Source organism: Bradyrhizobium elkanii WSM2783, from assembly GCF_000472865.1.
GTDB lineage: Bacteria > Pseudomonadota > Alphaproteobacteria > Rhizobiales > Xanthobacteraceae > Bradyrhizobium > Bradyrhizobium elkanii_A.
In genome coordinates, this window is record NZ_AXAP01000003.1 from 243,474 (window position 1) to 269,631 (window position 26,158).

Genomic DNA, 26,158 nt, shown 5'->3' on the forward strand with positions numbered 1-26,158 from the left:
AGGGGCGTTTGATCGTATCGGCTGGGGCTGGTTGAGGAGCAGCCGCGCCTATCGCGCGCTGATTCTTGGCTCGAACCTGTCGGCAATGGCCATCCATTCCGGAAGCGGCGCGCCGTCACGGTGTCGACCGCCAGCAACAGCTGCCGCCCAGGCGCTGACGGCTCCGAGCAGGGCGGCGACTGCCAGTGAAAATGCCAGGATGATTGTGCTGCGACGCGCATGAGCAATCGCCGTCTTCGAACTCGCAATCGCCTGATCGGCTCGCCGCTCGGCGTCGCCCGCGGAAAGACCCGTAAGTGTCTGGACCTGCTGAATCAGATAGGTCCGGTCATCACCATTTACCCCGCCGTGGCTCGACGAAGTCATGAGTATCCGGCCGGCCTCGGCACGTTCGACGCTCATATCGACGTTCGGAGGTCGACGCGGTTGGCGGAGAAGCCGATCGAGCTCGTAGCTCAGAAGTGGTTCGGCTGAGGTCCTGTTTTCCATTGCAAACGATGGAGATGCGCGATTGATTGCTGCTGCGCTCACGATCGCCGTCAATCCGGCCCCGATTAGAACGGCGAGTGCCCAAGCCGTCAGGCCATGAAGACCATCGCGCGTTTCCTCCGAATTGGGGCCAGCGCTAATGTCATCGCGGACAGCACCAATGTCGCCGCGCGTCCGACCGGCAATGTAGCCGCCGAGGCCGAAACTGACGATCGCCTGCAGAATCAGAAAGAGGCCTGATAGCAGCGACAGGGCGGCAGATGCATCTCGCCAAGTTGGTGAAGTCGAGCTGATCCCGAGACCGATGGTGACGCCAAAGGTCACCAGGGTGAAGGCAAACGCCGCGGCGACTAACGCGCCTGCGATAATCGGCGTCCAGCGCAGATATCTGACATCATCAGTAAACGTCGGCACTCCGTCTTCGACGAGCGCGGCAGCCTCGATCGTCATGGTCGAATCCCTCAGCGCAGACCGAAAAACGAAAGGATGGCCAGTATGACGACGATCAGGCCAACCAGATAGATCAGCTGGTTCATTTCAATCCTCCTTGATCGCTTGATAAGCGCAGGCGGGTTCGGAAGGTTCCTGTCAGACCTGATGATGCGGCGCAAAACGCGCCATAATGGCTATTTCGTTCGCGGTGATCGCGCTGGAACGTTGCGGGCCGGAAAAGCCGGAAGGCTGCACACCGCTCCTGATGCAGCCTGCACCCAGTGGAGCATCAAAGACCATTGTCGATCACAATCCGCCCCGCTGATTTTCAGGCGTCTGGGGATCCCCCTCGTTCGGATGCAACCCGATCATCACTTGGACTTGGGGAACAGGACGCTACCGCTTCTTCCACTTCCTTGACCAGCGCTCGGTGGTGTTCAGCGAGCTTGGCAAATAATGCTTTCTTCGTCCCATTGGTCGCCAGCTTGCTGATTAACTCGCACTCCTCGGCTTCATTCCGAAGCCTCTCCAGGTGCGCCTGCATGTCTTTCATTTTGGTGCGCCCAAACTTAGAGCTACGTCCAGCTCAGCAGCTTGTTCGATTTGCCGCGCCTGGCGGAGAAGCTTGTCCCGCTCGGCGCCCGGAGACAGATTTCTGGCGCGCGTCCGAGCCCGTTGCGCTGAGCTGATCAGTCGCTCATGCAATGAGCCGATCGGCTTGGACCGATTGCGCTTTCGTTTATTGCTCATATTGAGAGCTTAGCATCGGGCTGCCAGGGGAAATTCAACTATGTAAAGACCCTGCGCAAGGCTGCGATAAAATTGGATTGATTCTCCGACAATGGCGGCCATCCATCGCTGTCCGCTGTGCCGCTGACAGCCGATCTGTTCGGGCCCGCAGCCGATCAGGGCTAGTGCCGCTGCAAAGGCTGACCTCACTTAACATGTGTGATTGTACCGCCAGGTCGCGCTGGCACAGGCTATTGCGAGGCGGTCGCTAATGCCGAAGGTAAGGGGAAGAAATGATGCTCAGCGAGGAATTTAGTCAGAAGACGATCGCCGCAATGGACCTGGCGCTGGAGAGGGCATGCAGATTCCTGCCTATCGGACTACCAGAGCATGAAACAAGGAAGTTCGTTGCAGAGAAGATCATTGAATGCGCCAAGAACGGCAACCAAACTCTTGCCGGCCTTACCGAGGTGGGACGCCGCGCGATACATGAGCTGATCGCAAGAAGGAACGAGACCGCTGATGAGATGACTTTGACCCACCCTGATGGCAAGTAAGCCATGCATCTTGCTCATCGGGCTGAGGAGGTGTCGCTCAGAAGCCTCAAGCGCACCTGTTCTCGACAGGGGGTAGCGGGTTAGCGTGCCCCGCCCAAAGGGCGAGGCCGACCTTTTGCGCTGCAGCGCAGGTAATTGCCACCAGTTCAATGATGGTGCTGCCCTTGGCTTCGCCACCTCTCGCTGACCAAGCAACTCCTGCCGAGAGGAAGCGGGCTCCGGTGTCGACGCCATGATCGCGCGGGGTGCGACGCGCCCAGAGCCCACTTAACATAGGTTGCGACCGTAGTCGGGGACTCGCATAATCTCTGCTCAGTTACGGCCCGGTCGATCGGCGCGCATGCCGCCCCCTTTATGGGCCGATGTTCCTCCCGCTGAACTCCCGTGCGCCTAAATTCCGGCGTTGACCCTCGGTCGCGACAGGACACGGCGCGCCTCGCCGCTCGCTTTGCCCTTATGTGGACAGCCGCTTGATGGTCTTGACGGCCTGGTTGGGGCCGCGCCAGCCCAGGAACTCAAGCTCCTTTTCCTCAAGCGCATTCGTTGCGAGAAAGAACTGCTGAAGCTCCTGGTGCGCTCGAGAGGGAAGATCGCGGATGTCCTTCAGGTCGGTCTCGAGCGGAGTGCGGTCGGGCACCGCGAACAGGCGATCGTTTCTCTCCGTCTTGCTCTTGCCTTTCTGTTCGACTTCGAGAATCCCTATCGGTCTGCACCGCAAGACCACGCCGGGGTAGGATTGCGCATCGTGAATCACTAGGACGTCGAGCGGATCACCGTCCTGCGCCTTGGTCGATGGGACAAAGCCCCAATCGTACGGATAGCTCAGACCGGCCATCAGAGGCTTGGCGAGCGTAAAGACGCGCAGCTTCGGATCGAAGTCAAGCTTGCAGGTGCTTCCGCGAGGAGTCTCGATCACTGCAAAGATTTGGTCATCGCCGGCCCAGGTCGGAAGCTTAAAAAGGTTCGTCATCTCATCTTCCTGTTATCTCGCGCGGTCAGGTGCGTCGGGCCCCTGGCCGGGAGGCTGACAAAGCTTGTCGCGCCGACAAACTTATCTGTCTGCTCTTTGAGGACGCCATAACGATTCCTTAGCTATCGACCGCCCTCCGTTGGTGTCTCGGCCCTAGCATGGCTGCGTGCCTGCCAGCTCTCAAGAAGCGTCTCCATCGTGATCGTTTCGACCTGCTCTCCGAACCGGTTCATGTAGATATTCATCATCGCGTCGTGGGTCTCGTCAGCCGAACTGCAAAGCGCGTCCTGGACGAGGATGACGCGGAAGCCCCAGTCGACCGCTCCGAGCATGGTGCTCAGAACGCAGACGTCAGTCTCGCCGCCGGTTATGATGACCGTATCTACGTCGGCGCCGCGCAACTGCTCGTGCAGGTCGCTGCCGGTCCATGGCGAATAGACATGCTTATCGAAGACTTTGGCGGGAGGAACAAACGTCGCAAGGTCTGGGACGAGGCCAACCATGTCGGGGCCGATCTGATCGATGGTCATCGACGCCCAGCGCTCATAGTACTGCCGCCACATGCCGACGCCATGCCCGGGCTTCCGGGCGGGAATGAAGCGGGTGAAGATGGTTCTCTCGGGGTGAGCGGACGTGATCGCGACGATGTTTGGCAGGACGCGTTCAAGCCAGGGCATCTTCCACTCGGTGCCCTCCGCAAACATTCTCTGCATGTCAACGCAGAGGTGAACCGCGCTATCGCCCGGCGCGCCATACCGAAGTGTGTCGCTCTTTGACATGGCAAATCCTGAAAACGGTCCAATCGGCGGGCTGGCTAGTTAGTTCCAATCGCCCGTGATCGCGTGCCAATGCCCCATCGCGCTTTAGGCCGCTTCCGAAACCTCCTCTTCCTCGGCTTCGAGATTGATCACCGAAGTGGCCAGTTCTGTCAGCGCTTGATCGGTCGCCTCCTCCTCGGCAAGGGTGGCCTGCAGCAGCTTCGCCGCATCCGCCATGCCAAGTTCTTCCGCCCAAGTCCGCAGGGTCCCGTAGCGGGAAATTTCGTAGTGCTCTACCGCCTGCGCTGCGGCCAAAAGCCCGGCATCGAGTGCTGGCATTCCCTTGAAGTCGCGCATGATCTCAGCGCCTTCATCGGTGATGCCATTGATGGCCTCGCATGTTTTGCCGCGGGCCGGCTTGCCAAGCATCCGGAAGATCTGATCCAGCCGCTTCACCTGTCCCTGGGTCTCGCGTAGATGCTTGTTGAAGGCGTTCGCAAGCTGCCTTGAGTGCGCTGCTTTCGCCATTTTCGGCAAGGTCTTGATGATCTTGTTTTCGGTAAAATAGATGTCCTTGAGGGTCTCGTGAAAAAGGTCGCTCAGCTTCTTCGGTTGTCGCGTCCGCCGGGATGTCGCTCGCTTGGCCATAACTCCTCCGGGTGTAAGTATCTAGAATTTGACACGTCACTTGTCCTACTCGGCCGATCAACCTGCCGTGTGCTTAAAGGTTCCTAGTACATGGGCTGTTCATCGCGAGCCAAGACAACCAGCGCAGCCCGGTTGAGCCGCGCAAGCCCTCGCGACGACCCGCCGGCGCCAACGCCGCCGACACAGATCCAGATCGAAAGATCCTGGTTCGTTCAGAACGTGATGCAGATTCAGCTCGATATCGAGATAGTTGAAGAGCCAGCTCGGCATGCCGTCGAGCCAAGTCGCGCCAATCTGCAGCGCCATTTCCAGCGGCGTGATTCCAGGCGGCCCACCACAGCAGCATCACACGATCCGAACCACGATCCTGGCCCGCCAGCTTGGCCTGCTCGGTGGCCGTGTCTCCCGATGGTCTAATCTGCCGCATCCAGGTGGCTAACGATGCAGCGGCCGCAGTTAGGTATACCCAAGGTTTATTTTTGTTCGTGATGCATCATTCAAGTTGATCTTAATTCCGCCGTTCGGAGGCTCGATTCCTCCCGCCACAGCCAGTCGTTGCTCAACGCAAGACGGTTTAACAATCCTTGTGTCGGCGATCTTCGGGGGGTATGCCCTGGAACGGGCCGACCGCGATCAATCTCGTATTCGGCCCGCCGCCGCTATAGGGAATTTGGTCGTATCCCCGCGCACCGGTGCACCCCGCTATTTGTCGATCAAAAAGAGCCGTTTGCTTGGAAGGAATCTCGCCGTGACAGAATCGAAAGCCGTCATCATCGACCGGCATCCAGGCCGCTCCACCCAAACCATCGGGATTGCGCGAGAGCTTGGCACCGATCCGGATTTGATCCACGAGCCGTCGGTTGGCGTGGTCGGCACCAAAGGCGACAGCCAGTGCTACATGGGCGTGACGGCGAAGGTCGATGCCATCCACGACAGTCTCAAGAGCCGCATTGGCAAGGGCGCGGGCCAGTTGAAGCTGCGCCTGGTCCAGCCAGAATACACGATCGCGACGTCGGACGGCATCCGCAATGGCACCCGCGAAATGCGCTATTCGCTGATCGGGCGTGAAGTCACTCACGATGCGCTCTGTGAGCATCTGAGCGCGACCGGTCTCGCCGGCACCATAGCCGTCGTAGCCTGTGACAAGCCGCCGGTCGGCACGCTGGCCGCTCTCCTCGAGCACAATCAGCCCGCGATCATCATGTCGGATGGGCCGATCCATCCCGGTACCGACCCGAACACCGGCGAGAAACTCGACATCGTCAGCGCCTATCAGGTCGCCGGCAACCCGGACGCCGAGTACCGCGATCACATCGCCTGTCATGCCTGCCCTGGATACGGTAGCTGCGGCGGCATGTTCACCTACAATACCATGCAGACATTTATCGGTGTCGTCGGCATGCAGCCGCTGCACATGGTGGCGCCACCGTCTGACGATCCCCGCCGTCTCAAGGAATTCCCGGACCAGCTAGTCGACTACCTCGCGCAAATGATCGCGAAGGACCTGAAGCCACGCGACATCGTGGTTCGCGATTCCATCCGAAACGCCGTCATCGTCGCAATGGCGGTCGGCGGTTCGACCAACGTCACCCTGCATGCGCCGGAGATCGCGCGCGCCGCAGGCTTTGCGGACTTCTGGAAAGAGGTGATGACGCCGGCCGAGTTCAATCATCTGTCGCAGTATGTCGTTCCGGTCCTCACCGATGCCCGCCCGTACGGCAAGTATTCGATGGTCGACATCGACCAGGTTGGCGGCGTGCAGGTGATCGTGCGCGAATTGCTGGAGGCCGGGCTTCTCAACGGCGACGTGATGACCTGCACGGGCGAAACGCTGGCGCAGCAGGTCAAGCGCCTCGGCACCAAGGCCGTCGATGGCAGCGTGATCTATCCCATCGCCAAGCCTTATAAGCCGACTGGAGGCCTGCGGGTTCTCGGTGGCAATTTGTCGCCGGAATTCTCGGCGATCCTGAAGCTTGCCGGCGTCGAAGGCGGACTGGAAAACAATCTGTTCCGCGGCAAGGCACGTGTGTTCGAAGGCGAGCAGGACCTGCTTGACGCGCTCGACAAGACGCCCGAGCGATTCCAGAACAACGACATGATCATCGTGCGCTACGAGGGGCCGAGCGGCGCTCCGGGCATGCCGGAGATGCTTGACCCGACCTCGCGCATCACCACGCTGTGTCGCGAGCGGGGAATCGTGGTGGCGCTGATGACCGATGCGCGGTTCTCCGGCGGATCGGTCGGCCTTGTCATCGGCCATGTCGGCCCCGAAGCGGCCCTTGGCGGACCGATCGCCCTCGTTCAGGACGGCGACGAGATCGTCGCGGACTTGAACAAGAACGAGCTCAACTGCACGGAGCTGTCGGATCCTGCCGTTCTCAGGCAGCGCAAAGCTGCATGGGACAAGGTGGTGGCTGATAACGACGGCATCCACCCGAATTGCGGCGACGCGGACACCCGCCTGCTGCACCGCGCACGGCTCACCGCCGTTCCTGCCACCCGCGGCGGCGGCCTGCATCCGAATCGCGAAGTCTGGGTGCGCCAGCCGCGCGAAGCAAAGCCGTCGGGTTTTGTGCCGACGAACAAGCACCGGCCGGAGACGAAAAAGGCGTTCTAGGAACGGCGACACGGCGCCCCAGGGCGTCGTGCCCGTGCGGATGCGCGTGGTCGCCAGTATGATGCGCTCACCCGAAGCGCGTTTGCTGGCGCCGGCGTTCCAAATTCGCCATCAACTGCTCGACGGATGTCCTCGAGTACACCATCATTGATTTCACTGGTGGGCCCGGCAGGACTCGAACCTGCAACCAGACCGTTATGAGCGCCGGAAAGGTGCTTCGGAGCGCGCAAAACCCCTTATTTTGCAGGCATCTTTATCACGTTCGTTTTCGTTTGTTCGCTCCGTTTCTGTGGCGAAGCTGTGGCGGTAGATCGTCGCTTCGGTTTAGCCGTCATCTTCTCAACGGCGTCGGATAGATAGTCCGGGTGATGGTGACCATATACCTTCAGCAGCGTCTCAACGGACATTCCTAAATACCCGGCGCCCTGCCAGGGATCGGTGCCGTTTTGCATCAACCAGGTTGCGGCGGTGTGGCGCAGCGTGTGAGGCGAGATGTTCTTGCCCAAGTTTGCCAGCTTCACGGCGCGTTTGAAAGCTGTCTTGACCGAGGTCACCGGCTGCCCGTTGAATTCGACAAAATGTCGCTTGATGATGCCGCGGGCATGCCAGCGTCGCAGGTGTGCCAACAGACGAGGCGGGATCGGCATTGGAGGCTGACGTTTGTTCGTTTCCTGCTGACCTTGCCGGCGCCGGTAGTAGACCCCACGCTCCAGATCGACAAATGACCGGCCAATGGCCGCAATCGGTGAAGCGGACGCAATGGCGCCCGCACGCGTTCCGCTATAGAGGCCGATAATGATGAACCGCGCGAGATGGCGCAACGGGCGCTTGTCCGTCTGGACTTTCTGGCCCTTCATGGGACCACGATGCACAGTTTGGATCTCTCGAGCTCGCCAACAGATCCAAAGCAGCTTAGCGGCCTGTTCGCGTGTCAACCACGCATCGCGTGGCGGACCTTTCTTCGGCAGCTTTACCTTGACGAGTCCGCGGTGATATCCCTCATCAGCATGATGTTCAATCGCAGCCCGAAGATCCTCCAGATCACGCCTCGAACCGCCATTGTTTCCACGTTTCTTCACGTACTCGTTGCATTTGGCCTTATTGACGTCGCCCAGCATTAGCGTGCCCCAGAAGTCACACAGCCGCTTCATGCGGGAAACGTACTTTTTGGCATCTGCATTCTCTACGAACAGGTCTGGCCGATCGTCGATGAAGATGGAAAGCACATCCGCGATCGGTATTGAATCTATGTCGCGCTCTTTTCGCTGCGGCGAGTATTTGCCGCTGATGTAGTTTCTGAGCGCTTGCTCAGCCCTTCCAATTTCATGTTCAAGGCATCCTGTGCCTTGGTACTTAGTGCCGTCTCGGATGATCCAGGTGGCCGCGTGAGTGAGCTTTCCGGCCTCGTAGCGGGCTGGTCTGAGGTGGAGACGGGCACCTTTACTTCTACGCGGCATCGGCCACGCATCCTTTCAATCTCATTGAGCGTCGTAAACGCTTTACCAGCAATAATCTCGACCGTAAGTCGCCCCCGCTTGGCCTCTCGTCTCAAGCTGCTTTCCGAAATGCTCCGGTCCGGAAATGCGATTGCGGCCGCCACAGACAGCCTCAGTGGGGTATCAGGTCCTATACTCTCCAAAGATGTTGGCGCTGGTTTTCGCATAAATCATCTCACAAATGATTCAGCCGGGCAACGGCGAAGCTTTGACACGCTTCGTTGACTTCGTAGTCACACATTCCGGAGTATCGAGCGGATCAAGCGGCTGCGACGCCACGCCAGCGCGCGCATTCGTTCAGACCTCGGCGAGGCCATTGAATCGCCCCGCCAGAGAACATTCAGGCGATGAAACCAAGCACGTGCTCCGATTATCCCTGGCGTATTGCCAAGCGGTCTGCGAAAGCTGAATGGTCATGAAGCCTTCGATCAACAGAAGCGCACTGCTGTTCGCGGTTCAACTGCAGCTAAAGGAAGGCTGCCACCTCAAGACGCTGCATGCCGAAAGACCGTATCACTCAGTATAGTTTGGTCGCACGTGGAGAATGCGATCATCTTTTTGTAATCTTCGCGTTCGGCGCTTGTCCGTTGAGGGAGGTGATTGACGATAGTTGAAACGTATCAATTGTAGGCCTCGAGTGGATAGGGCCGCGTAGGTCGGCGGATGTGCACGGCACGAATTTCAGGGCAGACAAGTGTCGACGACCGTTAGTGTCGGAGGTGGAAAGGCGCCTCCACCGCGCCTTCGCGCAGCTGCGCTGATCGCAACCGAGAACGAATGCTCCCGCAAATGTGGGGTTGGTAGCGTGCCCCCGCTACCAACGGTCACCCCCCCGCTCGAACGTTTCAGCAGCGGTCCCGGCAACGTCAATTCCGACAAGGATGCCTTGATCTCGATTGCGAGTTCGTCGGTCCCCGGCGGCGCATGAACGATGACGGCTTGGACCAGCTGGCGCAGCGTTGCGACGAGCACGGGCTCGTCGAGTTCCGCAGCCTCTGCGGCGACCTCGGCTAGGCGCCTGATGTCGGCGAGATAGCGCTCGATCGCCGCCGGGTGCACGGTGACGATCTCGGAAGCGGCCGCGATCTGTGCGAGCTCGGCCTTGACACGCTTCCGTTCGGCCGCGAGCTCATTGACCTTCGGGTTGTAGGTGTCGAAATCCGCGCCCTTCGCAATGTTCGTGATCAGGCGATCGATCTCGCGGTCGAGCTCGCCGTTGCGGCGCTGCAGATGCTTCTCGCGATCGCCACTCTCCTTGGCCAAGCGCCGGCGCTCGGAGTTGTAGGTGCGGACATATTCGGCGATTGCCTCGGGATTGGCGAGCTCCTCGCGCAAGCCTTCAAACACCAGGGTCTCGATCGCTGGGCGCGAAACCTTGCGGCCGTTGCTGCAGACGCCGCTCTCGCGGAATGCCGAGCACTGCATGCGGTGAGGCTTCCCCTTCCTCTGCGCGCCGATCGCCGACATACCGGCGCCGCAGAATCCACAGCGCAGCAGGCCTGACAAGGGCCGGACAGCCTTGCGCGATTGCGAGGCGCCCTGGTGACTGCGGCCAGCCTTGATCACCTGTGCGGCCTTGAACGTCGCGTCCTCAACGATCGCCAAGTGCGGCGCGTCGACGCTACGATATTGGTCTTGCGGTTCGGGCGTGGCACGCGCCTTCCGGTGGCAGGATCCTTGATCATGCGGACCTTGTTCCAGACGATGCGGCCCGCATAGAGCTCGTTGATCAGCATACCATGGCCGCGTGCGGCATTGCCGTTGATCGTCGACGCGTTCCAATTGTTGCCGCGGGGCGGTCTGACACCGTCGGCATTGAGGCCCGCGGCGATCTCGCGCGGCGTCTTGCCCTCGACAAACTCGCAGAAGATTCTCCGCACGATCTCGGCTTCGGCCTGGTCGATCTCGAGCTCGCCTGGTTTGCCTGCGATCGCCCGATAGCCGTAGGCGCGGCCCCCGGCGTGGCGGCCGTCGCCGATCACGCTCTCGAGGCCGCGGCGGGTGTGGACAACCCGGTTCTCGAGAAACATCTCGCCCATGAGCGCGCGCAGGGCGCCATCGAGCTTGCCCACCTTGCCGCTCGCCGTGTGGATCGCAATGCCGAGGAAGTCGAGCCGCTTGCGTGCGGTATGCCAATCGCCCTGGTCGCGCGAAATGCGATCGACGTCCTCGGCGATGATGACATCGAAGCGGCGCGCTTCGGCTGCTCGCATCAAGTCCTGGAAGCCGGGACGATTGACGGTCGAGGCGCCGGAGATCTCGCGATCGCAGAAGGTCAGCACGACCGTAAAGCCTTCGCGGGCGCAGAGCTCGCGGCAGGACGCGATCTGATCGTCGACAGATCTATCGTTCTGCCGATCGGACGAGAAGCGGGCGTAAATGGCTGCGCGGATCATTTGCGGTTGCCTCCAGCTCGGCCCGGCGGACGAGCTCGGCCGCATGATCCTGCCTTGCGTGCAGTAATGCAAGGGCGTGCGCAACGGCCAAAGCGGCCGCGCCAGGCCTTTCCGCGGATAACTCGCGCGGCGAGTTAGTCATCGGGAGCCGGGCTCCTGCTCGATCATTTCGACATTGAGCGGTGCCGTGAGGCTTTCGTTGGCGAGCGCCGCGGTGTCGCCGACGACGCGGGCGATCGAGAAGACAGCACATTCCTGCAGCTCGAGGTCAAGGATGGCGGCTATGATGGCGAACACCGTCACCTCATCGTCTCCCTGTTTGCGGCCACCAGCATACGTCGCCCATCGATCAGTGCTTCGCCGGCGAGCTCTGCGACGTCGCCATAGCCGCGGCAAACGCCTTTGTTCTGTTACCTATCGGGCGAATGCCGGAAGCGTTGATCATCCGAACATCATGCTCAGGCGAGGCCAAAACGGAATGAACGCTATGAGCTCATCGTACGATCGGATGCGACAGGAAAGGAAAAGGAGGGCAGCCTGCCGGTCGGGTCTTCAACCCGCGTATTTGGGGCGAAAGTCCATCTCGGCCCAAACGAGTCCCTGTCTCGCCATTGATTTCGTTATCATCGGCCGGCACTCGAAGCCGCGCGCAGACTGTTATGAGCGGCAGAATAGCGATCAGCTTCGTTGAATTTCCTACGTTTTCGTTCGATTTCGATCGCGTTCGTTGCGCTTCGTTGATGCCGTTTCTAGTGCGAAACTGGTCCGATTGCACAACTCTCCTTTCGGAGGACGGACCATCGCATCGGGGTCCCTAGTCATCTGGAACGCAAGTTCGTCACATTAGTTGATAGTTCGAATCTCTACAGAGGAGAGTGCGAGTGGCTAATGCAGGTGAGCGAGGCCGGCCGATTGCGCCGTTAATGCTGAATCCGCAGGAGCGGGCGTACTTGGAGAGGCAAGTTCGTCGTCATCGTGTTGCCCGGTCGCTGTCTGAGCGATGCCGCGCGATCCTGCGATGTGCGGATGGCTTGCCAAGCAAGTCTGTAGCTGCGGAACTCGGCCTCCACGAACATACCGTTGGCAAGTGGCGCCGCCGATTCTTGAAGGACCGCTGTGATGGCCTGCTTGACGAGGCCCGCCCTGGCCGCCCTCGCACCATCAACGACGATCAGGTCGCTGCCGTGATCGAGCGGACGTTGCGTACGACGCCGGCCGATGCGACGCACTGGTCGATCCGCTCGATGGCTGCGGAAACCGGCTTTTCCCACACCACGATCCGCCGAATGTGGGCAGCGTTCGGCTTGCAGCCGCACCGCAGCCAGACGTTCAAGCTGTCGAGCGATCCACTGTTCGTCGACAAGGTGCGCGATATCGTCGGCCTTTACCTATCCCCGCCGAACCGAGCCCTTGTCCTCAGCATCGATGAGAAAAGCCAGATTCAGGCACTCGATCGCGAGCAACCGGTCTTGCCGATGATGCCTGGCGTACCGGAACGTCGCACGCACAGCTACGTGCGGCATGGCACGACCACGCTTTTTGCCGCGCTCGACGTCGCTTCCGGGTTTGTCATTGGCAAATGCTACAAGCGCCACCGCGCAGTCAAGTTCTTGAAGTTTTTAAAAGAAGTCGATGCCCAAGTTCCTGAAGGGCTCGATGTCCATATCGTCATGGATAATTACGCCACCCACAAGACACCCAAGATCAAAGCGTGGCTCGCACGTCGACCTCACTATCATGTTCATTTTACGCCGACGTCCGCGTCATGGATCAATCAGGTCGAGCGCTGGTTCGCTGAACTCACCAGAAAGCAGATCCAGCGAGGTGTCCACACCTCCGTCAGGCAGCTCGAGACCGACATCCGTACCTTCATCGACCTGCACAACAGAAACCCGAAGCCCTTCAAATGGACCAAGTCCGCAGACCAGATTCTGGCCTCGGTCAAACGCTTCTGCCATAAAGCCCAGCAGACCTTATGTGGCGAACTTTAGATTCACGTGACTAGCTGGTCACCTACAAAATCGCTTAAGAAGTTTACCCATTGCAGGCGGCTGCATCGCGCACCTAGAAGGTGTCGGCCTGTTGCGTTGCAGTTCGATTCCTGCGGTCCCGCGGTTTGATTCCGATCGCATTTGCCGCCAACCAGATGCTGGAATTGTCCTGCACTTCCGGCGCCGCAATCTGTCCCTGGCCGGCGCCGAATTGGACAGACAAGTTATTGATTTCATTTGGCATTTTATGACGGCGAAATCTCGGTACCAACACGAATACCAACGTTGGCATTCCAAGAATCTGCGCGGATTGTCAGGGCGTGGCCGGCGGTTCCAGTCGCTTCCGGCCATTTTTAGCCCACGATTTCTCATCCCAAACTAGGATTTCATACGATATGGTGCTGACTATCGTACCCGTGAACGCGAATTGCGACATCGCGTAGCCGGTAGCAGTCGGGTTGTCTCTGAGAACTGATCCCTCGCGCCAATGGCGTACTTCGGCTTCGACCGCACGAGCGAAATCGGAGGATCGGCAGGTTATGGCGCAAACCGGACATTGGAGCCTATGACGGAGCTATGCGGAATTTTGGGTGATGAGGTGATCAGGCGGCGTGGTTTGCCGGCATTTGGATGACCTCGATGCCGTCGTTGAATCTGACACCTGCGATGACCTTCGGCAACTGATTTGTGCCTTTGAGCCGCCGCCAGGTCTTTGATGCGGCGATCACCAGTTTGAACACCATCAGCCTGGCGGTGGTTGGCGACAACGAGCCCTTGGTGTGCACCGTCCGGTGCCGCACGGTGGCGAACACGCTTTCGATGGGGTTGGTCGTCCGCAAGTGATCCCAATGCTCGGCAGGAAAGTCGTAGAAGGCCAGCAGGGCGTCGCGATCCTTGACCAGACATTCGACCGCCCGGCCGTATTTGGCGCGGTATTTCTCGGCGAAAACGTCGATCGCCGCTTCGGCGGACGCCCGGTTCGGCGCCCAGTAGACCTCGCGCAGATCCTTCTTCATGGTGGCCTGCACCGAGAGCGGGACCTTGTCCAGGACGTTCACGGTCTTGTGCACCCAGCATCGCTGGTGCCTTGTGCCGGGACAGACCTCGTCGAGCGCCTTTCAGAAGCCGAGCGCGCCGTCGCCGACGGCAATTTCCGGGGCGATCTGCAACCCGCGCCGCTTGACGTCGATCAGGAGCTCACGCCAGCTCCGCGCGCTCTCCCGCACGCCGACCTGGAAGCCGATCAGTTCCTTCTTGCCTTCCGGCGTCGCGCCGATCAGCACCAGCATGCACTCGCCGTGGTCTTCCATGCGGGCCTGCAGGAAGACGCCATCGGCCCACACATACACGTATCGTCGCGCCGACAAATCGCGCCTCTGCCAGCGCTCGTACTCGCCTTGCCACTCCGCGGTCAGCCCGGAAATCACCGCGGGCGACAGGTTCGGTGCGTCCTTGCCCAGCAAGGCCGTCAGCGCCTCCTGGAAATCGCCGNTCGAGATGCCGCGCAGGTACAGAATCGGCAACAGCGCATCCAGGCTTCTGGTCCGCCGTGCCCACAGCGGCAGGATCGCCGAGCCGAACCGGATCCGCTCACTATCGCCGGCCGCCCCACGGTCGCGAATCTTCGCCCGCGCGACCTCGACCGGACCGATGCCCGTCGCAATCGTTCGCACCGGGCCGTAACCATGCCGCACGACACGGGCGCGTCCGTCGGCAAGCTTCAAATCCTTCATCGTGGCAAGAAAGGTCTCGACTTCGACCTCGACGGCCTGCGCCAGAAGCTGCCGCGCACCAGCACGCAGGATATTGGTCAGTGGATCGTCGATCTCGTCGGGCTGACGGAGCGGGACAATGTTGCTAGTCTCGTTCATGGCGTATCGCTCTCCTTGAGAGGTTCTGGCAGGCTTCGACACCCGCCTCGATACGCCGCCTATCTCAGTCCGTCATCACCCAGTTTCCCGCATAGCTCCCTATGACGAGGTCGCCGAAGGGCCAATACCGGAAGTAGCCAGCCTAATCGATCACCCGGTCGATGCGGGCGCTGAACGTCGGCGAAAATTCGAGCGATCCGCTCCGTCAATCTTGCGCGCGCCAGGTGACTACCTATTCAAATGCCGCGATTGCAAGCACAACGGCGGCAAGGATCGGACCTGCATCGGCGACAAGCGGGCGATCATGTGCGCTGACTGCGCCTACGCACTGCCCAATGATCACGAACCTAGAAATATCGCCACGGACAAGCACCCGCAATCTGTGCGTTAGGAACTTTGTTCAATCTCAAGATCCTTCTAATATTTGCACTGCCGTCAGGCAGGACAGAAGTACCAAGACTCACTTGCGATTACCCTCGGACCCGGACTGGGATTGCTACCGCACATCGTTCGATGACATTGAAAACCGTCACAAGCATCATAACCGATGAATGCAACTTCAGGGGCGGGATAACCTGAACAATACACTTTCGTTCCAGTCCAGCATTTGTCACCGTCCCCTTTTGAATCACTCCTCACGTATGTCATTCCCAGATCGGTGCAGTCTGCTGGCGACCCAAAGCGAAATGGGGCTGTCCCGATCCAGATTCGCCGGCTCCGCAAATGCATCCCTGGTTAGCAAGATAGCGCTTACTGCGAAGACTATCCTGAATAGGATCATAGAAGAGCCTCCCTATCTGTGACAGATGTGGAGGGGGATATCTGACCCACCGCAGAAGATATTTGAGCAACCAGAGACGCCTGTAAAGAAAGATCCGTATGTCGCACGACTCACCAGTGGTCAATCGCGCTCATTGCTTTCCTTTTGCTTCATGATTTCGCGGAGAGACTTCGGCCGCGGAGGTGACCTGTAGCGGCCCTCCCACGAGGCCGCGATCACGCCCTCGAAGGGAGCTTCCCCCGAGTGCAACTCGGCATTCCGCTATCGGTTGTGACTAGTTTAGCGTTCGCCGCGCCAGGCCCTGCCACCGAAATGCCCATGCCGATCCTCGACGAGACAACGCAGCCTGATCCGGCAGGGATGGAGGAGGTGCTAAATCGAAATGACCATCATACGCTGGATGCGAAGGACCATCACGGGTCGATGTCGCATTTGGGTCAAACTGAAGAAGAACGTGCGGTGATGGCCGAACAATTCGCAGGCGCATATTTGCTGAAGTAGAAATCCCGGCTTGGTCGGGGTGGGGTACCTGGCATCGCCGGCTACAAGGCGATCAACGCACTGGACTCTATGATCGGCCATCATACGCCGCGACACGAAGCCCTTGGTTGGGCTGCGGCGCGCGCATCGATGATGTGGCAAACTTCATTCCAGCTCGCCTGACCGCTGTTCTCTTCGTGCTGCGCGCCCCGGTCTTCGCAGGGTGGTCATGCATGATGCGCGATGCGAACCGGCGCCGCTCGATTAATGCCGGCTGGCTCGAAGCCGCCATAGCTGGAGCGCTCGGCGAGCGGCTCAGCGGTCCGCGAGCGTATCACGAGACCATCGCGGCGGGAACTCGAGGCGCTCGCGAGGGCTGAGCTCGCGATCGTGGTCAACCCGAACGATCCCGACGGAAAGCATCATGATCAGAGTGAACTTCTTTCGATCCTGCCGCGTGTCGGCCGTCTAGTGATCGACGAAAGCTTTACCGAGCTAGCCCTGGCTTATCACCTGCGCCCGATCAGTCCCTCTTCGCCGCCCTTGGTCGCCCTGATCTTTCGCGGACCATCTCCTTTTTCGCCATTTTGATGGCGTGGCGGGCGTCGGTGGAGCCCTCGGGCGCGACGATGTCCCCGTCCTCGGCGGCATCTGGTTCGGACATCATCCGGCGTGGTCCCTTTGGCTTGACAAGTTGCGGCCCAGAGCAAATGGTCGGCCCGCGTTGGTGCCTGTTCTGCGACAGGCGAAGAGGGAATGCGATAGGGCTCGAGCCAAACGGCTTGGCCTGAAAAGCAGCCGCCCCCGCGACCGTGACCGGAGAGATGCCCGAAGCCACTGATCCCCTGGGGATCGGGAAGGCGGGGATCGAAGGGAAAGACCCTGCTCCGCAAGCCGGGAGACCTGCCAGCGCAACGTTGAGACCGGCGGACGGGGTGTTCCGCGACGGGGAAAGCGAAGCCTCCTCAAGGACGGTTCGTGCACCTCATCGCTTCCCGCCGTCAATTCAGGAAGGGGCGATGATCGTCACTCTTCACGTTTGCATCACATGCCGCCCGGGCCAGACGCTCGGGGAAGGCGAGATTACGCCCGGTGCGCGCCTGCATGCCGCTATTCTCGACGCGGGCGTGCCTGACGGCGTCGTCGTTCCCGTCGAATGCCTGTCCGCCTGTAACCAGGGCGGCTCGGTCGCGCTCAGCGCGCCGGGACGGTGGTCCTATGTCTACGGTCGCTTGTCCGATGGCAACGCGCACGACGTGATTGCCGGCGCGTCAGCTTACGCGGCGGCACCCGATGGCATCGTGCCATGGCGCAGCCGGCCGGAGATCTTCCGCAAACAATCGCTCGCTCGCATTCCACCTATCGCCGCCCTGCCAGAAGCCGCGGAATGAACACGCTCGCAAAAGTCCCTGTCACGGTCGTCACTGGCTTGGCATCACTCTGGAAGACGCGCCGAAATTCGATCGCGGCTGCGCCGCGCGAGGCGTCATGAGTACGGTCGCTATCAAGGGCTGGTGCCCTGGCGCGTTGCGGCCGATGCAGTCAGGCGACGGGCTCGTGGTCCGCGTGCGCCCCTATGGCGGAAGGCTCGATGCGGCACAGGCGGCAGGGCTGGCTGATCTGGCAGAGTGTTACGGCAACGGCTTGATCGACTTGACCAGCCGGGCCAACTTCCAGATCAGAGGCGTGAGTGATCAGGGACACTTGTCTCTGCTCGACGGTCTCGCCCAATTGAAGCTGCTTGACCATGATCCGGAGGCCGAGTCGCATCGCAACATCCTGGTGACACCGTTCTGGGGCATAGGCGATGACACGCGTTCGCTCGCAGCCGAACTGGAGCAGGCCCTTGCCGGCAGTGGGCTAGCTCTTCCGACCAAATTTGGCTTCGCTGTCGATGACGGCAAGGAACGGGTGCTTGCTGGCGCATCCGCGGACATTCGGATCGAGCGTGGCCGCGCGGGCGGCCTTTTGGTGCGCGCCGATGGCGCTGAGTTTGGTCGCTCCGTTACGCGCGGCGACGCTGTGAGCGTTGCAGTCGCGCTTGCCGAATGGTTCATTACCTCAGGCGGCACCAGCGGCAGGCGAGGGCGCATGGCCGCCCACATCATGGCCGGCGCGAGATTGCCGGATGCACTGCTCGGTAGGACCGAGCCCGCACCGACGATCGCTGTGCCTCGTCCCGGTCTTTGTCCGCTGGGTGCGATGGTCGGCGTCGCATTCGGGCAACTGCCCCATTCGGCGCTTCGGCTTATTGCCGCAGATGCGCAAGGGTTGCGTATGACACCGTGGCGGATGATTCTTGCTGAGGGAGCACGCACGATGCCGCGCGGTGCGGACCTCATCACCGAGGCCGATGACCCAGCGCTTCGCGTCATCGCTTGCAGCGGCGCGCCGCGCTGCCGCGAGGCTCTTGCCGATACCCGCACGCTGGCTGCCGCGCTTGCGCCGCACATCGCCGCGGACGCGCGCCTCCACGTTTCGGGCTGCGCCAAGGGCTGCGCGCATTCCGGGGCGACCGCGATCACGCTGGTTGCGACCAGCGCCGGATTCGATCTCATCCGCGACGGCTCGCCGCGCGCCGCGCCAGTTATGCGTGGCTTGAGCCACGGCGTCATCATCGAAAATCCCTCCATGCTGGCGGGAGGACGCTGATGCCGCACATTTATGAAACCGACGGTGCAGCGATCTATCGACAGTCCTTTGCCACCATCCGCGCCGAGGCGGACTTGACGCGCTTCACGCCCGATGAAGAACAGGTGGTCGTGCGCATGATCCATGCCGCCGGCATGGTAGGGCTCGAGGCCCATATCCGTTTCACGCCCGGCATGGTGGCGGCGGCGCGGGATGCGCTGCAGGCCGGCGCGCCCGTACTTTGCGACACGCGTATGGTGTCCGAGGGGATTACACGCGCGCGGTTGCCGGCGGTCAATGCCATCGTCTGCACGCTCGGCGACCCCGCCGTTCACGTACTGGCACAATCCATGCGCGATACCCGTTCGGCCGCGGCACTGGAACTGTGGCGACCGCACCTCGATGGCGCCCTTGTCGCGATCGGCAACGCGCCCACCGCGCTGTTTCACCTCCTCAACATGCTGGAGGATCGCGATTGCCCGAGGCCGGCTGCAATCATTGGCTGTCCGGTCGGCTTCGTCGGCGCGGCTGAATCCAAGGCCGCGCTGATGGCCGATCCGCCGGCGCCCGCCCTGACAATTGAAGGACGCCTCGGCGGCTCGGCGATCACCGTCGCCGCCGTGAACGCGCTCGCGAGCCGGAGCGAATAGCGATGGGGCGCATCATTTGCTGCGGCCTCGGGCCAGGCAATCCGGACTTGATGAGCGTGCGCGCGGACCGCGAGGTGCGCGCAGCCAGGCACGTCGCCTATTTCCGCAAGAAAGGGCGTCCCGGTCAGGCCCGCCGCATTGTCGAAGGCATGCTGGCCGCCAATGTCTCCGAATATCCGATGGAATATCCGGTCACCACCGAGCTCTCCTTCGACAGTCCGGATTACCTTCGCGTGCTCGCCGGCTTCTATGAAGAATGGGCGGAGCGTCTGGCGCGGCTTGCGCTCGCGGTCGATGTCGTCGTGCTCTGCGAAGGCGATCCCTACTTCTATGGCTCCTTCATGCATTTGCACGCGGGCCTGCGAGGCCGCGTCGAGATCGAGGTGATCGCGGGCATTCCGGGCATGGCCGGCTGCTGGAATGTGGTCGGTCAGCCGATTGCGTTGGGCGATGACGTGACGACCGTCTTGATGGGCACAATGGCGGAGGATGAACTCGAACGGCGGATGCGCAATTCGGACGCGCTCGTCGTCATGAAGACCGGGCGCAACCTCCAAAAGGTGCGCCGTGCGCTCGCCTCCGCCGGTCGTCTCAATGATGCCTGGCTGGTCGAGCGCGGCACCATGCCGGGCGAGCGTGTTGCGCGGCTGGTCGATGTCGAGGAAACCGATTGCCCCTATTTTGCAATCGTGCTCGTGCATGGAACGGGATGGCGCGCGGACAACATCGCATGACGGGATCGCTGACGATCGCGGGACTTGGGCCGGGCGATGAGGCGCTGGTCACGCCGGAGGTGACGGCCGCGCTAGCTACCGCGACCGACATTCTGGGCTATGCGCCCTATGTCGCGCGCGTAGCGCCGCGCGAAGGGCTCACGTTCCATCCGTCGGACAATCGCATGGAGTTGCAACGCGCAGCCCACGCATTGCGGCTGGCATCAGAGGGACGCAACGTGGTGCTGGTATCCTCTGGCGATTCCGGCATCTTTGCGATGGCTTCTGCCGTGTTCGAAGCACTCGAAGAGACGCCGCAATACCAGGGGCTTCCGATCCGGGTGCTCCCTGGCGTGACCGCAATGCTGGCGGCGGCCGCGCGCGCCGGCGCGCCGCTCGGACACGATTTCTGTGCCATTAATCTCTCCGACAATCTGAAATCGTGGGCGGTGATCGAGAAACGGCTGCGGCTTGCGGCCGAAGCTGATTTTGCCATCGCGATGTACAATCCGCGCTCGGCGAGCCGGCTGGAGGGATTTGGACGCGCGCTCTCAGTGTTGAAGGAGGCCGGGTGCGGCGACCGTCTCGTGATATTCGCGCGCGCGGTCAGCACACCCGATGAGCGGATTGAAATGATCAAATTGAGCGAGGCGTTGCCCGAGATGGCCGACATGCGTACGCTCGTGATCATCGGCAATTCGGCGACGCGACGCGTTGGCCGCTGGGTCTATGCGCCGAGGCACGCCCGATGACCGAGCCATTGCATCACCTCGGCCACGCTTTCCATCCGCGTCCGCTCAGGCAGAGGCGGCCGCGAGATCATGATCACGGGAAGGCCGAGCGCACGCGCAGCGTCGATTTTTGCGCGCGCGCCTTCGCCCCCGGAATTGCGGGCGACAATCCATTCGATGCCGCGCGTGCGCATCATCTCCAGCTCACTTTGAAGAGTGAATGGCCCGCGCGACACGATGACGTCGGCATCGAATGGCAGTGCGCCCTCGGGCGGGTCGACGAATCGCAAGGTGTAGGCATGCTGCGGCTTCGCGCCGAACGGCGCGATGTGTTGCCGGCCGATGGCAAGAAAGACGCGCGCCCGATTTTCCGGCAAGGCGGCGACGGCGGACGCGACATCCGCAACCTCGATCCAGTTATCGTCAGTCGCCTTGGCCCAAGGCACACGCTCGATCGCGATCAGAGGCGTTCCGCTTGCCGCGCACGCGGCAGCCGCGTTGCGGCTCATTTCGGCCGCAAACGGATGGGTTGCATCAACGACATGCGTAATGGCTTCGCGGCGAATATAGTCGGCAAGTCCGTTCGCGCCGCCGAATCCACCGACGCGGGTGGGCAGTGGCTGGTCGGCGGGGTTGCGGGTGCGTCCGCCATAGGAATAGATCGCTTCGAGGCCCGCCCGCGCAATTGCTGCAGCGAGCAAATTGGCCTCAGTCGTTCCGCCCAGAATGAGGGCGCGCGTCATGGCTGATCCCTGGCTGACCATCATCGGTATCGGCGAGGATGGCCTTGCCGGCCTCTCCGAGGCAAGCCGAAAGGCGCTTTTTGAAGCCGAAACCGTCTTTGGTGGCGAGCGCCATCTTGCGCTCGCAGGCATAACCGAACGCACCCGGCCCTGGCCAGTGCCGTTCGATGCCGACGCTGTGCTGAGCTGCCGCGGCCGCCCGACGGCGGTGCTCGCCTCGGGCGACCCGTTCTGGCATGGCGTCGGCGGCAGTCTTGCGGAGAAGCTCGAGGCAGGCGAGTGGATCGCGCATTCCGCGCCTTCGACATTCTCGCTCGCCGCAGCGCGGCTCGGCTGGCGTCTTGAGTCCGTCATCTGTCTCGGACTGCACGCCGCGCCGTTCGAACGGCTCGTGCCGCATCTCGCGCGCGGCGCACAGATCATTTGCCTGGTGCGCGATGCCAGGGCGGCTGGTGACCTTGCGAGATGGTTGACAGAGCAGGGGTGGGACGCATCGTCGTTCTGGACCCTCGCCGCGCTGGGCGGCCCACGTGAGAAGATCATGCAGCATCGCGCAGACAGCTATGCCGGTGATTTGGCCGATGGCCCGGTCGCGGTTGCGCTGAAGGCCAGCGGAGCACAAGGCATCACCCGCAGTTCGGGGCTGCCGGACGATCTCTTCGCGCATGATGGCCAGATGACGAAGCGGCCGGTGCGTGCGCTCGCTCTTTCGGCGCTGGCGCCGCGACTGGGCGAACGGTTGTGGGATATCGGCGCAGGCTCTGGCTCGATCTCGATCGAATGGGCGCTGTGCGGCGGGATCGCGGTGGCCGTCGAGGCGCGCGATGACCGCGCCGCGAACATCCGCCGCAATGCAGCGAGTTTCGGGCTGTCGCACCGGGTCACCGTCATTGGCGGGACTGCTCCCGACGCTCTCGCTGCACTTGAAACGCCGGATGCTGTGTTCCTCGGCGGAGGTCTCGACAGCGCGATGTTCGATGCCGTCTGGTCGCGCGTTGTCCCGGGTACGCGGCTGGTCGCGCACGCCATAACGCTCGAGACGGAAGCGTTTCTCGTGGAACTGCACCATCGCCACGGCGGCGGGTTGATGCGGATCGAGCTCGCGCATGCAGGACGACTCGGCCATTACCGCTCCTGGGAGGCGACACGGCCGGTCGTGCAATGGAGCGTGGTCAGATGAAGGTCGCGGGCTTGGGATTCCAACGCGACGCCACGCTCGACGCGCTCCGCGAAGCGCTCGTGGCGGCCGGCGGACCCGCCGGAATCGCGGCGGTGGCAACCGTTAGCGACAAGGCGGAAGCGGGTGCCCTGAAGTTGCTCGCGCGAGAATGCGGCGTGCCGATCAAGGCGATTCCAGCTGAAGTTCTGACAGGCATCGCAACGCCGACTCAGTCAAAACTCATCAGGGACAAGTTTGGCACGGGATCGGTCGCCGAGGCTGCCGCGCTCGCCGCGGCCGGCCGTCGCGCGCGGCTAATTTCGAGGCGGTCGATCTCGCAGGACCGGACGGCAACCGCTGCCATTGCGGAGGGAGACGGCGAATGACGGTGCATTTCATCGGTGCAGGGCCGGGCGCCGCGGATCTCTTGACCTTGCGTGGCCGCGATCTCATCGCCTCTTGTCCGATCTGTCTCTATGCCGGCTCGCTGGTGCCGGCGGGCGTGCTGGCGCATTGCCCGCAAGGCGCGCGAATCGTTAACACCGCGCCACTGTCGCTCGACGAGATCATCGCAGAAATCGCAGGTGCGCATGCCGACGGCAAGGATGTGGCACGGCTGCACTCGGGTGATCTCTCGATCTGGTCGGCGATGGGCGAACAATTGCGCCGCCTGCGCGCGCTCGGTATTTCCTATTCCGTGACGCCGGGTGTTCCCGCCTTTTCCGCGGCCGCGGCAGCGCTGCAAGCTGAGCTGACATTGCCGGGGTTGGCCCAATCGGTGGTGCTGACGCGTACGCCGGGCCGGGCCAGCGCGATGCCGGAGGGCGAGAACCTCGCCGCGTTCGCCGCAACCGGCGCGGTGCTCGCCATTCATCTGTCGATCCATTTACTCGATAAGGTCGTCGCCGAACTCGCGCCGCATTACGGCGCGGACTGCCCGGTGGCGATCGTCTGGCGCGCGAGCTGGCCAGACCAGCGCATCGTCCGCGCCACGCTCGCCACAGTTGAAGCCGCTCTTGGTGCTGAGCTCGAGCGGACCGCACTCATCCTGGTGGGCAAGACCTTGGGTTCGGAGGAGTTTGCCGAGAGTCGTCTCTACGCCGCCGACTATGATCGCCGCTACCGGCCGATCGGGCCGGTACCGCGCTTTCCGGAGGCGTCGTGATGGGGGCGGGCCTCGTCATCTCGGCGCCGGCCTCCGGCGTCGGCAAGACGACGCTGACGCTGGCGCTCGCGCGCGCCTATCGCGACCGCGGATTGAAGGTGCAGTGCTTCAAGAGCGGGCCCGATTATATCGACCCGGCGTTTCATGCCGCCGCCGCCGGATGCCCGTCCGTCAACGTGGACAGTTGGGCGATGGATCGCGCGGCGATCGAGCACCTCGTTGGCCGTGGTGCGGATGCCGACCTCGTTCTAACCGAGGGTTCGATGGGCTTGTTTGACGGCGCGGCCGCACGCGGCGTCTCCGGCACCGGCGCCACCGCCGACATTGCCGAGATGATCGGTTGGCCAGTGCTGCTCGTGATCGATCCGTGCGGACAGGCCCAGACGGCCGCGGCCGTGGCCGCGGGTCTGCGCGATTTTCGCGCGGGTGTGCGCCTTGCCTGTGTCGTGTTGAATCGCGTCGCGAGTCCGCGCCACGAGGAGCTCGTGCGCAGTGCCTTCGCCAATGCCGGCATACCCGTGCTCGGGGCCTTGCCTCGCCACGCCGAAATCAGCTTGCCGAAACGGCATCTCGGCCTGGTGCAGGCGGAGGAGCAGGCTCAGATCAGTGGCCTGATCGGTGAGGCCGCGCGCTTCGTCAGCGCGCATGTCGATCTCGACGCCGTGCTGCAAGCGGCGTCCAGCTGGTCGCCGCAACCGTCCGCGCGCGGGCTCGGCGTCGATCCGCCCGGTCAACGCATTACGCTCGCTCGCGATGCGGCGTTCTCCTTTGTCTATCCGCATATGTTGGAGGCCTGGCGCTCCGCGGGCGCCGAGATCACGACCTTCTCGCCGCTCGCCGATGAAGGCCCCGATGAAAGCGCCGATGTGTGCTGGCTGCCCGGCGGCTATCCCGAACTGCACGCCGGCCGCCTCACGGCCAACGCACGATTTCGCACCGCTCTCCGCGCCTTTGCGGCGACGCGCCCCGTGCACGGCGAATGTGGGGGTTATATGGTGCTGGGTGCGGCTTTGGCGGATGCCGAAGGCGCGCGCCACGAGATGGTCGGCTTGCTCGGTCTGGAGACGAGCTTTGCCAAACGTCGCATGCACCTCGGCTATCGTCTCGCCGAGCTCGCGGCGCCGATCCCTGGACATCAAGCCGGCGCGCGCTTGCGTGGCCATGAGTTTCACTATTCCACGATCGTCGCACAGCCAGATACGCCGCTCGCAGTCGTCCGCGACGCGACCGGGGCGATCGTCGCCGAGACCGGCTCGCGGCGCGGTCACGCGACCGGCACATTCTTTCACCTGATTGCGGAGGACCGGTGAGGGGCTTCGTCTCTTTCATCTCCGCCGGTCCCGGCGATCCCGAGCTCCTGACGTTGAAAGGGGCCGCGCGGCTTCGCGAGGCCGACGTCGTACTCTATGACGATCTCGCGTCAGGCGCGATCCTCGACCGTGTCCGTCCCGGCGCCAATCTCGTCGCGGTTGGAAAACGCGCCGGCCGTCCCTCGACCAAGCAGCAGCATGTCAACCGGCTCCTGGTCGACTATGCCTCGACCGGCGCGCGCGTGGTGCGCCTGAAATCCGGCGATGCCGGCGTCTTCGGCCGTCTCGAAGAGGAGATCGAGACGCTGCGCGCGGCTGATATCGGCTATGAGATCATTCCCGGCGTGACCGCGGCCTGCGCTGCCGCCGCGCAGGCCGGCGTTCCGTTGACGCGACGCCACACGTCGCGCCGGGTCCAGTTCGTGACCGCAGCCGATGTCACCGGCGAATTGCCGCAAAATCTCAATTGGGCGGCCCTCGCCGATTCGGAAGCAACCACCGTGGTCTATATGGGCCGGCGGACATTCCCCGCTCTGGCGGCAAAGCTGATCGCGCATGGTCTTGCGCCTGATACCCCGGCGCTGCTTGCGGAATCCTTAGGCCACTCCGATGAGCGGCTTGTCCGCACCACCATCGCAGAGCTCGCCGAACGTCTTGCGCAAGCCGAAGCCGTGACCAAAGCCGCCGTCATTCTGTTCGGCGCGCTTGCAGGAGATTCTGCCTGATGATGTCGGCGTCCGCCCTCGCTCGCCCCTTGACGCCTGCTGTTCGAAAAGAGCACACAAGAGGGCATGGTGCTCGAAGCGGCGCAAAGCGCCGGAACATAATCGGGAATGGGGTA

26 protein-coding genes, 2 pseudogenes and 1 riboswitch are annotated in these 26,158 nt (G+C 62.2%); of the genes and pseudogenes, 16 read left to right on the forward strand and 12 right to left on the reverse strand.

Translation table 11 applies throughout. The features are described from left to right. Positions 1-48: 48 nt before the first annotated feature. Together YY7_RS0105195 and YY7_RS57780 are read right to left on the reverse strand one after the other, a co-directional pair. Entirely contained in the window at positions 49-939 is an 891-nt protein-coding gene (locus YY7_RS0105195) for a hypothetical protein (protein ID WP_028162301.1), read from the reverse strand. 310 nt (positions 940-1,249) lie between these two features. Further along, a complete protein-coding gene (locus tag YY7_RS57780; RefSeq protein WP_080663587.1) occupies positions 1,250-1,474 on the reverse strand; it encodes a hypothetical protein in 225 nt (74 codons plus the stop codon). 469 nt (positions 1,475-1,943) lie between these two features. Here YY7_RS57780 and YY7_RS50810 point away from each other — a divergent pair, with 469 nt between their 5' ends. Next, positions 1,944-2,207 carry a hypothetical protein gene (locus tag YY7_RS50810; protein ID WP_051396543.1) on the forward strand — a complete coding sequence of 88 codons (264 nt, stop codon included), beginning with the start codon at positions 1,944-1,946 and terminating at the stop codon, positions 2,205-2,207. Positions 2,208-2,661: 454 nt separating this feature from the next. On the opposite strand, the gene YY7_RS0105210 is transcribed toward YY7_RS50810, so the two are convergent. The 3 genes from YY7_RS0105210 to YY7_RS0105220 form a co-directional block, all read right to left on the reverse strand. Next, entirely contained in the window at positions 2,662-3,177 is a 516-nt protein-coding gene (locus YY7_RS0105210) for an inorganic diphosphatase (protein ID WP_028162302.1), read from the reverse strand. A gap of 122 nt (positions 3,178-3,299) precedes the next feature. After that, the gene (locus YY7_RS0105215; RefSeq protein WP_028162303.1) at positions 3,300-3,956 is read right to left on the reverse strand and encodes a cysteine hydrolase family protein; all 657 of its coding nucleotides are present in this window, start codon (positions 3,954-3,956) and stop codon (positions 3,300-3,302) included. Between the two features lie 84 nt (positions 3,957-4,040). Continuing rightward, positions 4,041-4,583 carry a ferritin-like domain-containing protein gene (locus YY7_RS0105220; RefSeq protein WP_028162304.1) on the reverse strand — a complete coding sequence of 181 codons (543 nt, stop codon included), beginning with the start codon at positions 4,581-4,583 and terminating at the stop codon, positions 4,041-4,043. Positions 4,584-5,331: 748 nt separating this feature from the next. Here YY7_RS0105220 and YY7_RS0105230 point away from each other — a divergent pair. Beyond that, complete coding sequence (locus tag YY7_RS0105230) at positions 5,332-7,200, forward strand: dihydroxy-acid dehydratase domain-containing protein (RefSeq protein WP_028162306.1); 1,869 nt, start codon at positions 5,332-5,334, stop codon at positions 7,198-7,200. 236 nt (positions 7,201-7,436) lie between these two features. On the opposite strand, the gene YY7_RS50815 is transcribed toward YY7_RS0105230, so the two are convergent. The 4 genes from YY7_RS50815 to YY7_RS60080 form a co-directional block, all read right to left on the reverse strand. Next, positions 7,437-8,657: a tyrosine-type recombinase/integrase gene (locus tag YY7_RS50815; protein ID WP_051396544.1), complete on the reverse strand. Its 1,221-nt coding sequence runs from the start codon at positions 8,655-8,657 to the stop codon at positions 7,437-7,439. 720 nt (positions 8,658-9,377) lie between these two features. After that, on the reverse strand, positions 9,378-10,301 hold the full coding sequence (locus tag YY7_RS62955) for a zinc ribbon domain-containing protein (protein ID WP_051396545.1): 924 nt from the start codon (positions 10,299-10,301) through the stop codon (positions 9,378-9,380). Then, positions 10,259-11,092: a recombinase family protein gene (locus YY7_RS62960; protein ID WP_051396546.1), complete on the reverse strand. Its 834-nt coding sequence runs from the start codon at positions 11,090-11,092 to the stop codon at positions 10,259-10,261. The genes YY7_RS62955 and YY7_RS62960 overlap by 43 nt, the downstream gene beginning before the upstream one ends. Before the next feature lie 138 nt (positions 11,093-11,230). Then, positions 11,231-11,395, reverse strand: a complete 165-nt coding sequence (locus YY7_RS60080; RefSeq protein WP_155255047.1) for a hypothetical protein — start codon at positions 11,393-11,395, stop codon at positions 11,231-11,233. A gap of 578 nt (positions 11,396-11,973) precedes the next feature. Between YY7_RS60080 and YY7_RS0105255 the strand changes: the two genes are divergently transcribed. Beyond that, the gene (locus YY7_RS0105255; RefSeq protein ID WP_028162307.1) at positions 11,974-13,083 is read left to right on the forward strand and encodes an IS630 family transposase; all 1,110 of its coding nucleotides are present in this window, start codon (positions 11,974-11,976) and stop codon (positions 13,081-13,083) included. A 73-nt stretch (positions 13,084-13,156) separates the two neighbouring features. Here the strand turns inward: YY7_RS0105255 and YY7_RS61785 are convergent, their stop codons facing one another. Then, positions 13,157-13,306 carry a hypothetical protein gene (locus YY7_RS61785; RefSeq protein WP_196237223.1) on the reverse strand — a complete coding sequence of 50 codons (150 nt, stop codon included), beginning with the start codon at positions 13,304-13,306 and terminating at the stop codon, positions 13,157-13,159. 379 nt (positions 13,307-13,685) lie between these two features. Continuing rightward, a pseudogene (locus YY7_RS50830) lies at positions 13,686-14,954 on the reverse strand (IS256 family transposase). 1,099 nt (positions 14,955-16,053) lie between these two features. Here YY7_RS50830 and YY7_RS0105270 point away from each other — a divergent pair. The 8 genes and pseudogenes from YY7_RS0105270 to cobJ all read left to right on the forward strand — a co-directional run bounded on the left by YY7_RS0105270 (position 16,054) and on the right by cobJ (position 20,961). Then, positions 16,054-16,236: a hypothetical protein gene (locus YY7_RS0105270; RefSeq protein WP_028162308.1), complete on the forward strand. Its 183-nt coding sequence runs from the start codon at positions 16,054-16,056 to the stop codon at positions 16,234-16,236. Between the two features lie 21 nt (positions 16,237-16,257). Further along, positions 16,258-16,553, forward strand: a pseudogene (locus tag YY7_RS50835) (CobD/CbiB family cobalamin biosynthesis protein); the annotation flags it as partial. A 52-nt stretch (positions 16,554-16,605) separates the two neighbouring features. Next, the gene (locus tag YY7_RS61790; RefSeq protein WP_080663589.1) at positions 16,606-16,806 is read left to right on the forward strand and encodes a hypothetical protein; all 201 of its coding nucleotides are present in this window, start codon (positions 16,606-16,608) and stop codon (positions 16,804-16,806) included. Between the two features lie 117 nt (positions 16,807-16,923). Beyond that, a riboswitch (cobalamin riboswitch) is annotated at positions 16,924-17,140 on the forward strand. 94 nt (positions 17,141-17,234) lie between these two features. Continuing rightward, a complete protein-coding gene (locus tag YY7_RS0105285) occupies positions 17,235-17,606 on the forward strand; it encodes a DUF1636 family protein (RefSeq protein WP_028162310.1) in 372 nt (123 codons plus the stop codon). 97 nt (positions 17,607-17,703) lie between these two features. Beyond that, entirely contained in the window at positions 17,704-18,867 is a 1,164-nt protein-coding gene (gene cobG, locus YY7_RS0105295) for a precorrin-3B synthase (protein WP_028162311.1), read from the forward strand. Further along, complete coding sequence (locus YY7_RS0105300) at positions 18,867-19,496, forward strand: precorrin-8X methylmutase (protein ID WP_028162312.1); 630 nt, start codon at positions 18,867-18,869, stop codon at positions 19,494-19,496. Before cobG ends, YY7_RS0105300 begins: the two co-directional genes overlap by 1 nt. A gap of 2 nt (positions 19,497-19,498) precedes the next feature. Then, positions 19,499-20,230, forward strand: coding sequence for a precorrin-2 C(20)-methyltransferase (locus tag YY7_RS0105305; protein ID WP_028162313.1), 732 nt, complete (start codon positions 19,499-19,501; stop codon positions 20,228-20,230). Then, positions 20,227-20,961: a precorrin-3B C(17)-methyltransferase gene (cobJ, locus tag YY7_RS0105310; protein WP_028162314.1), complete on the forward strand. Its 735-nt coding sequence runs from the start codon at positions 20,227-20,229 to the stop codon at positions 20,959-20,961. Before YY7_RS0105305 ends, cobJ begins: the two co-directional genes overlap by 4 nt. On the opposite strand, the gene YY7_RS0105315 is transcribed toward cobJ, so the two are convergent. Then, a complete protein-coding gene (locus YY7_RS0105315; protein ID WP_028162315.1) occupies positions 20,937-21,683 on the reverse strand; it encodes a cobalt-precorrin-6A reductase in 747 nt (248 codons plus the stop codon). The genes cobJ and YY7_RS0105315 overlap by 25 nt on opposite strands. Here YY7_RS0105315 and YY7_RS0105320 point away from each other — a divergent pair. The 5 genes from YY7_RS0105320 to cobA are packed head-to-tail and all read left to right on the forward strand — an operon-like array spanning position 21,682 to position 26,042. Next, on the forward strand, positions 21,682-22,863 hold the full coding sequence (locus tag YY7_RS0105320) for a bifunctional cobalt-precorrin-7 (C(5))-methyltransferase/cobalt-precorrin-6B (C(15))-methyltransferase (RefSeq protein WP_028162316.1): 1,182 nt from the start codon (positions 21,682-21,684) through the stop codon (positions 22,861-22,863). The two genes, YY7_RS0105315 and YY7_RS0105320, sit on opposite strands and share 2 nt — an antisense overlap. Next, a complete protein-coding gene (locus YY7_RS0105325; RefSeq protein ID WP_028162317.1) occupies positions 22,860-23,228 on the forward strand; it encodes a cobalamin biosynthesis protein in 369 nt (122 codons plus the stop codon). The genes YY7_RS0105320 and YY7_RS0105325 overlap by 4 nt, the downstream gene beginning before the upstream one ends. Further along, positions 23,225-24,007, forward strand: a complete 783-nt coding sequence (gene cobM, locus YY7_RS0105330) for a precorrin-4 C(11)-methyltransferase (protein WP_028162318.1) — start codon at positions 23,225-23,227, stop codon at positions 24,005-24,007. The genes YY7_RS0105325 and cobM overlap by 4 nt, the downstream gene beginning before the upstream one ends. Further along, positions 24,007-25,317 (forward strand): cobyrinate a,c-diamide synthase, encoded by a 1,311-nt coding sequence (locus YY7_RS0105335; RefSeq protein ID WP_028162319.1) that lies wholly within the window; start codon positions 24,007-24,009, stop codon positions 25,315-25,317. Before cobM ends, YY7_RS0105335 begins: the two co-directional genes overlap by 1 nt. Then, entirely contained in the window at positions 25,314-26,042 is a 729-nt protein-coding gene (cobA, locus tag YY7_RS0105340; protein ID WP_028162320.1) for a uroporphyrinogen-III C-methyltransferase, read from the forward strand. Before YY7_RS0105335 ends, cobA begins: the two co-directional genes overlap by 4 nt. The last annotated feature ends 116 nt before the right edge of the window (positions 26,043-26,158 follow it).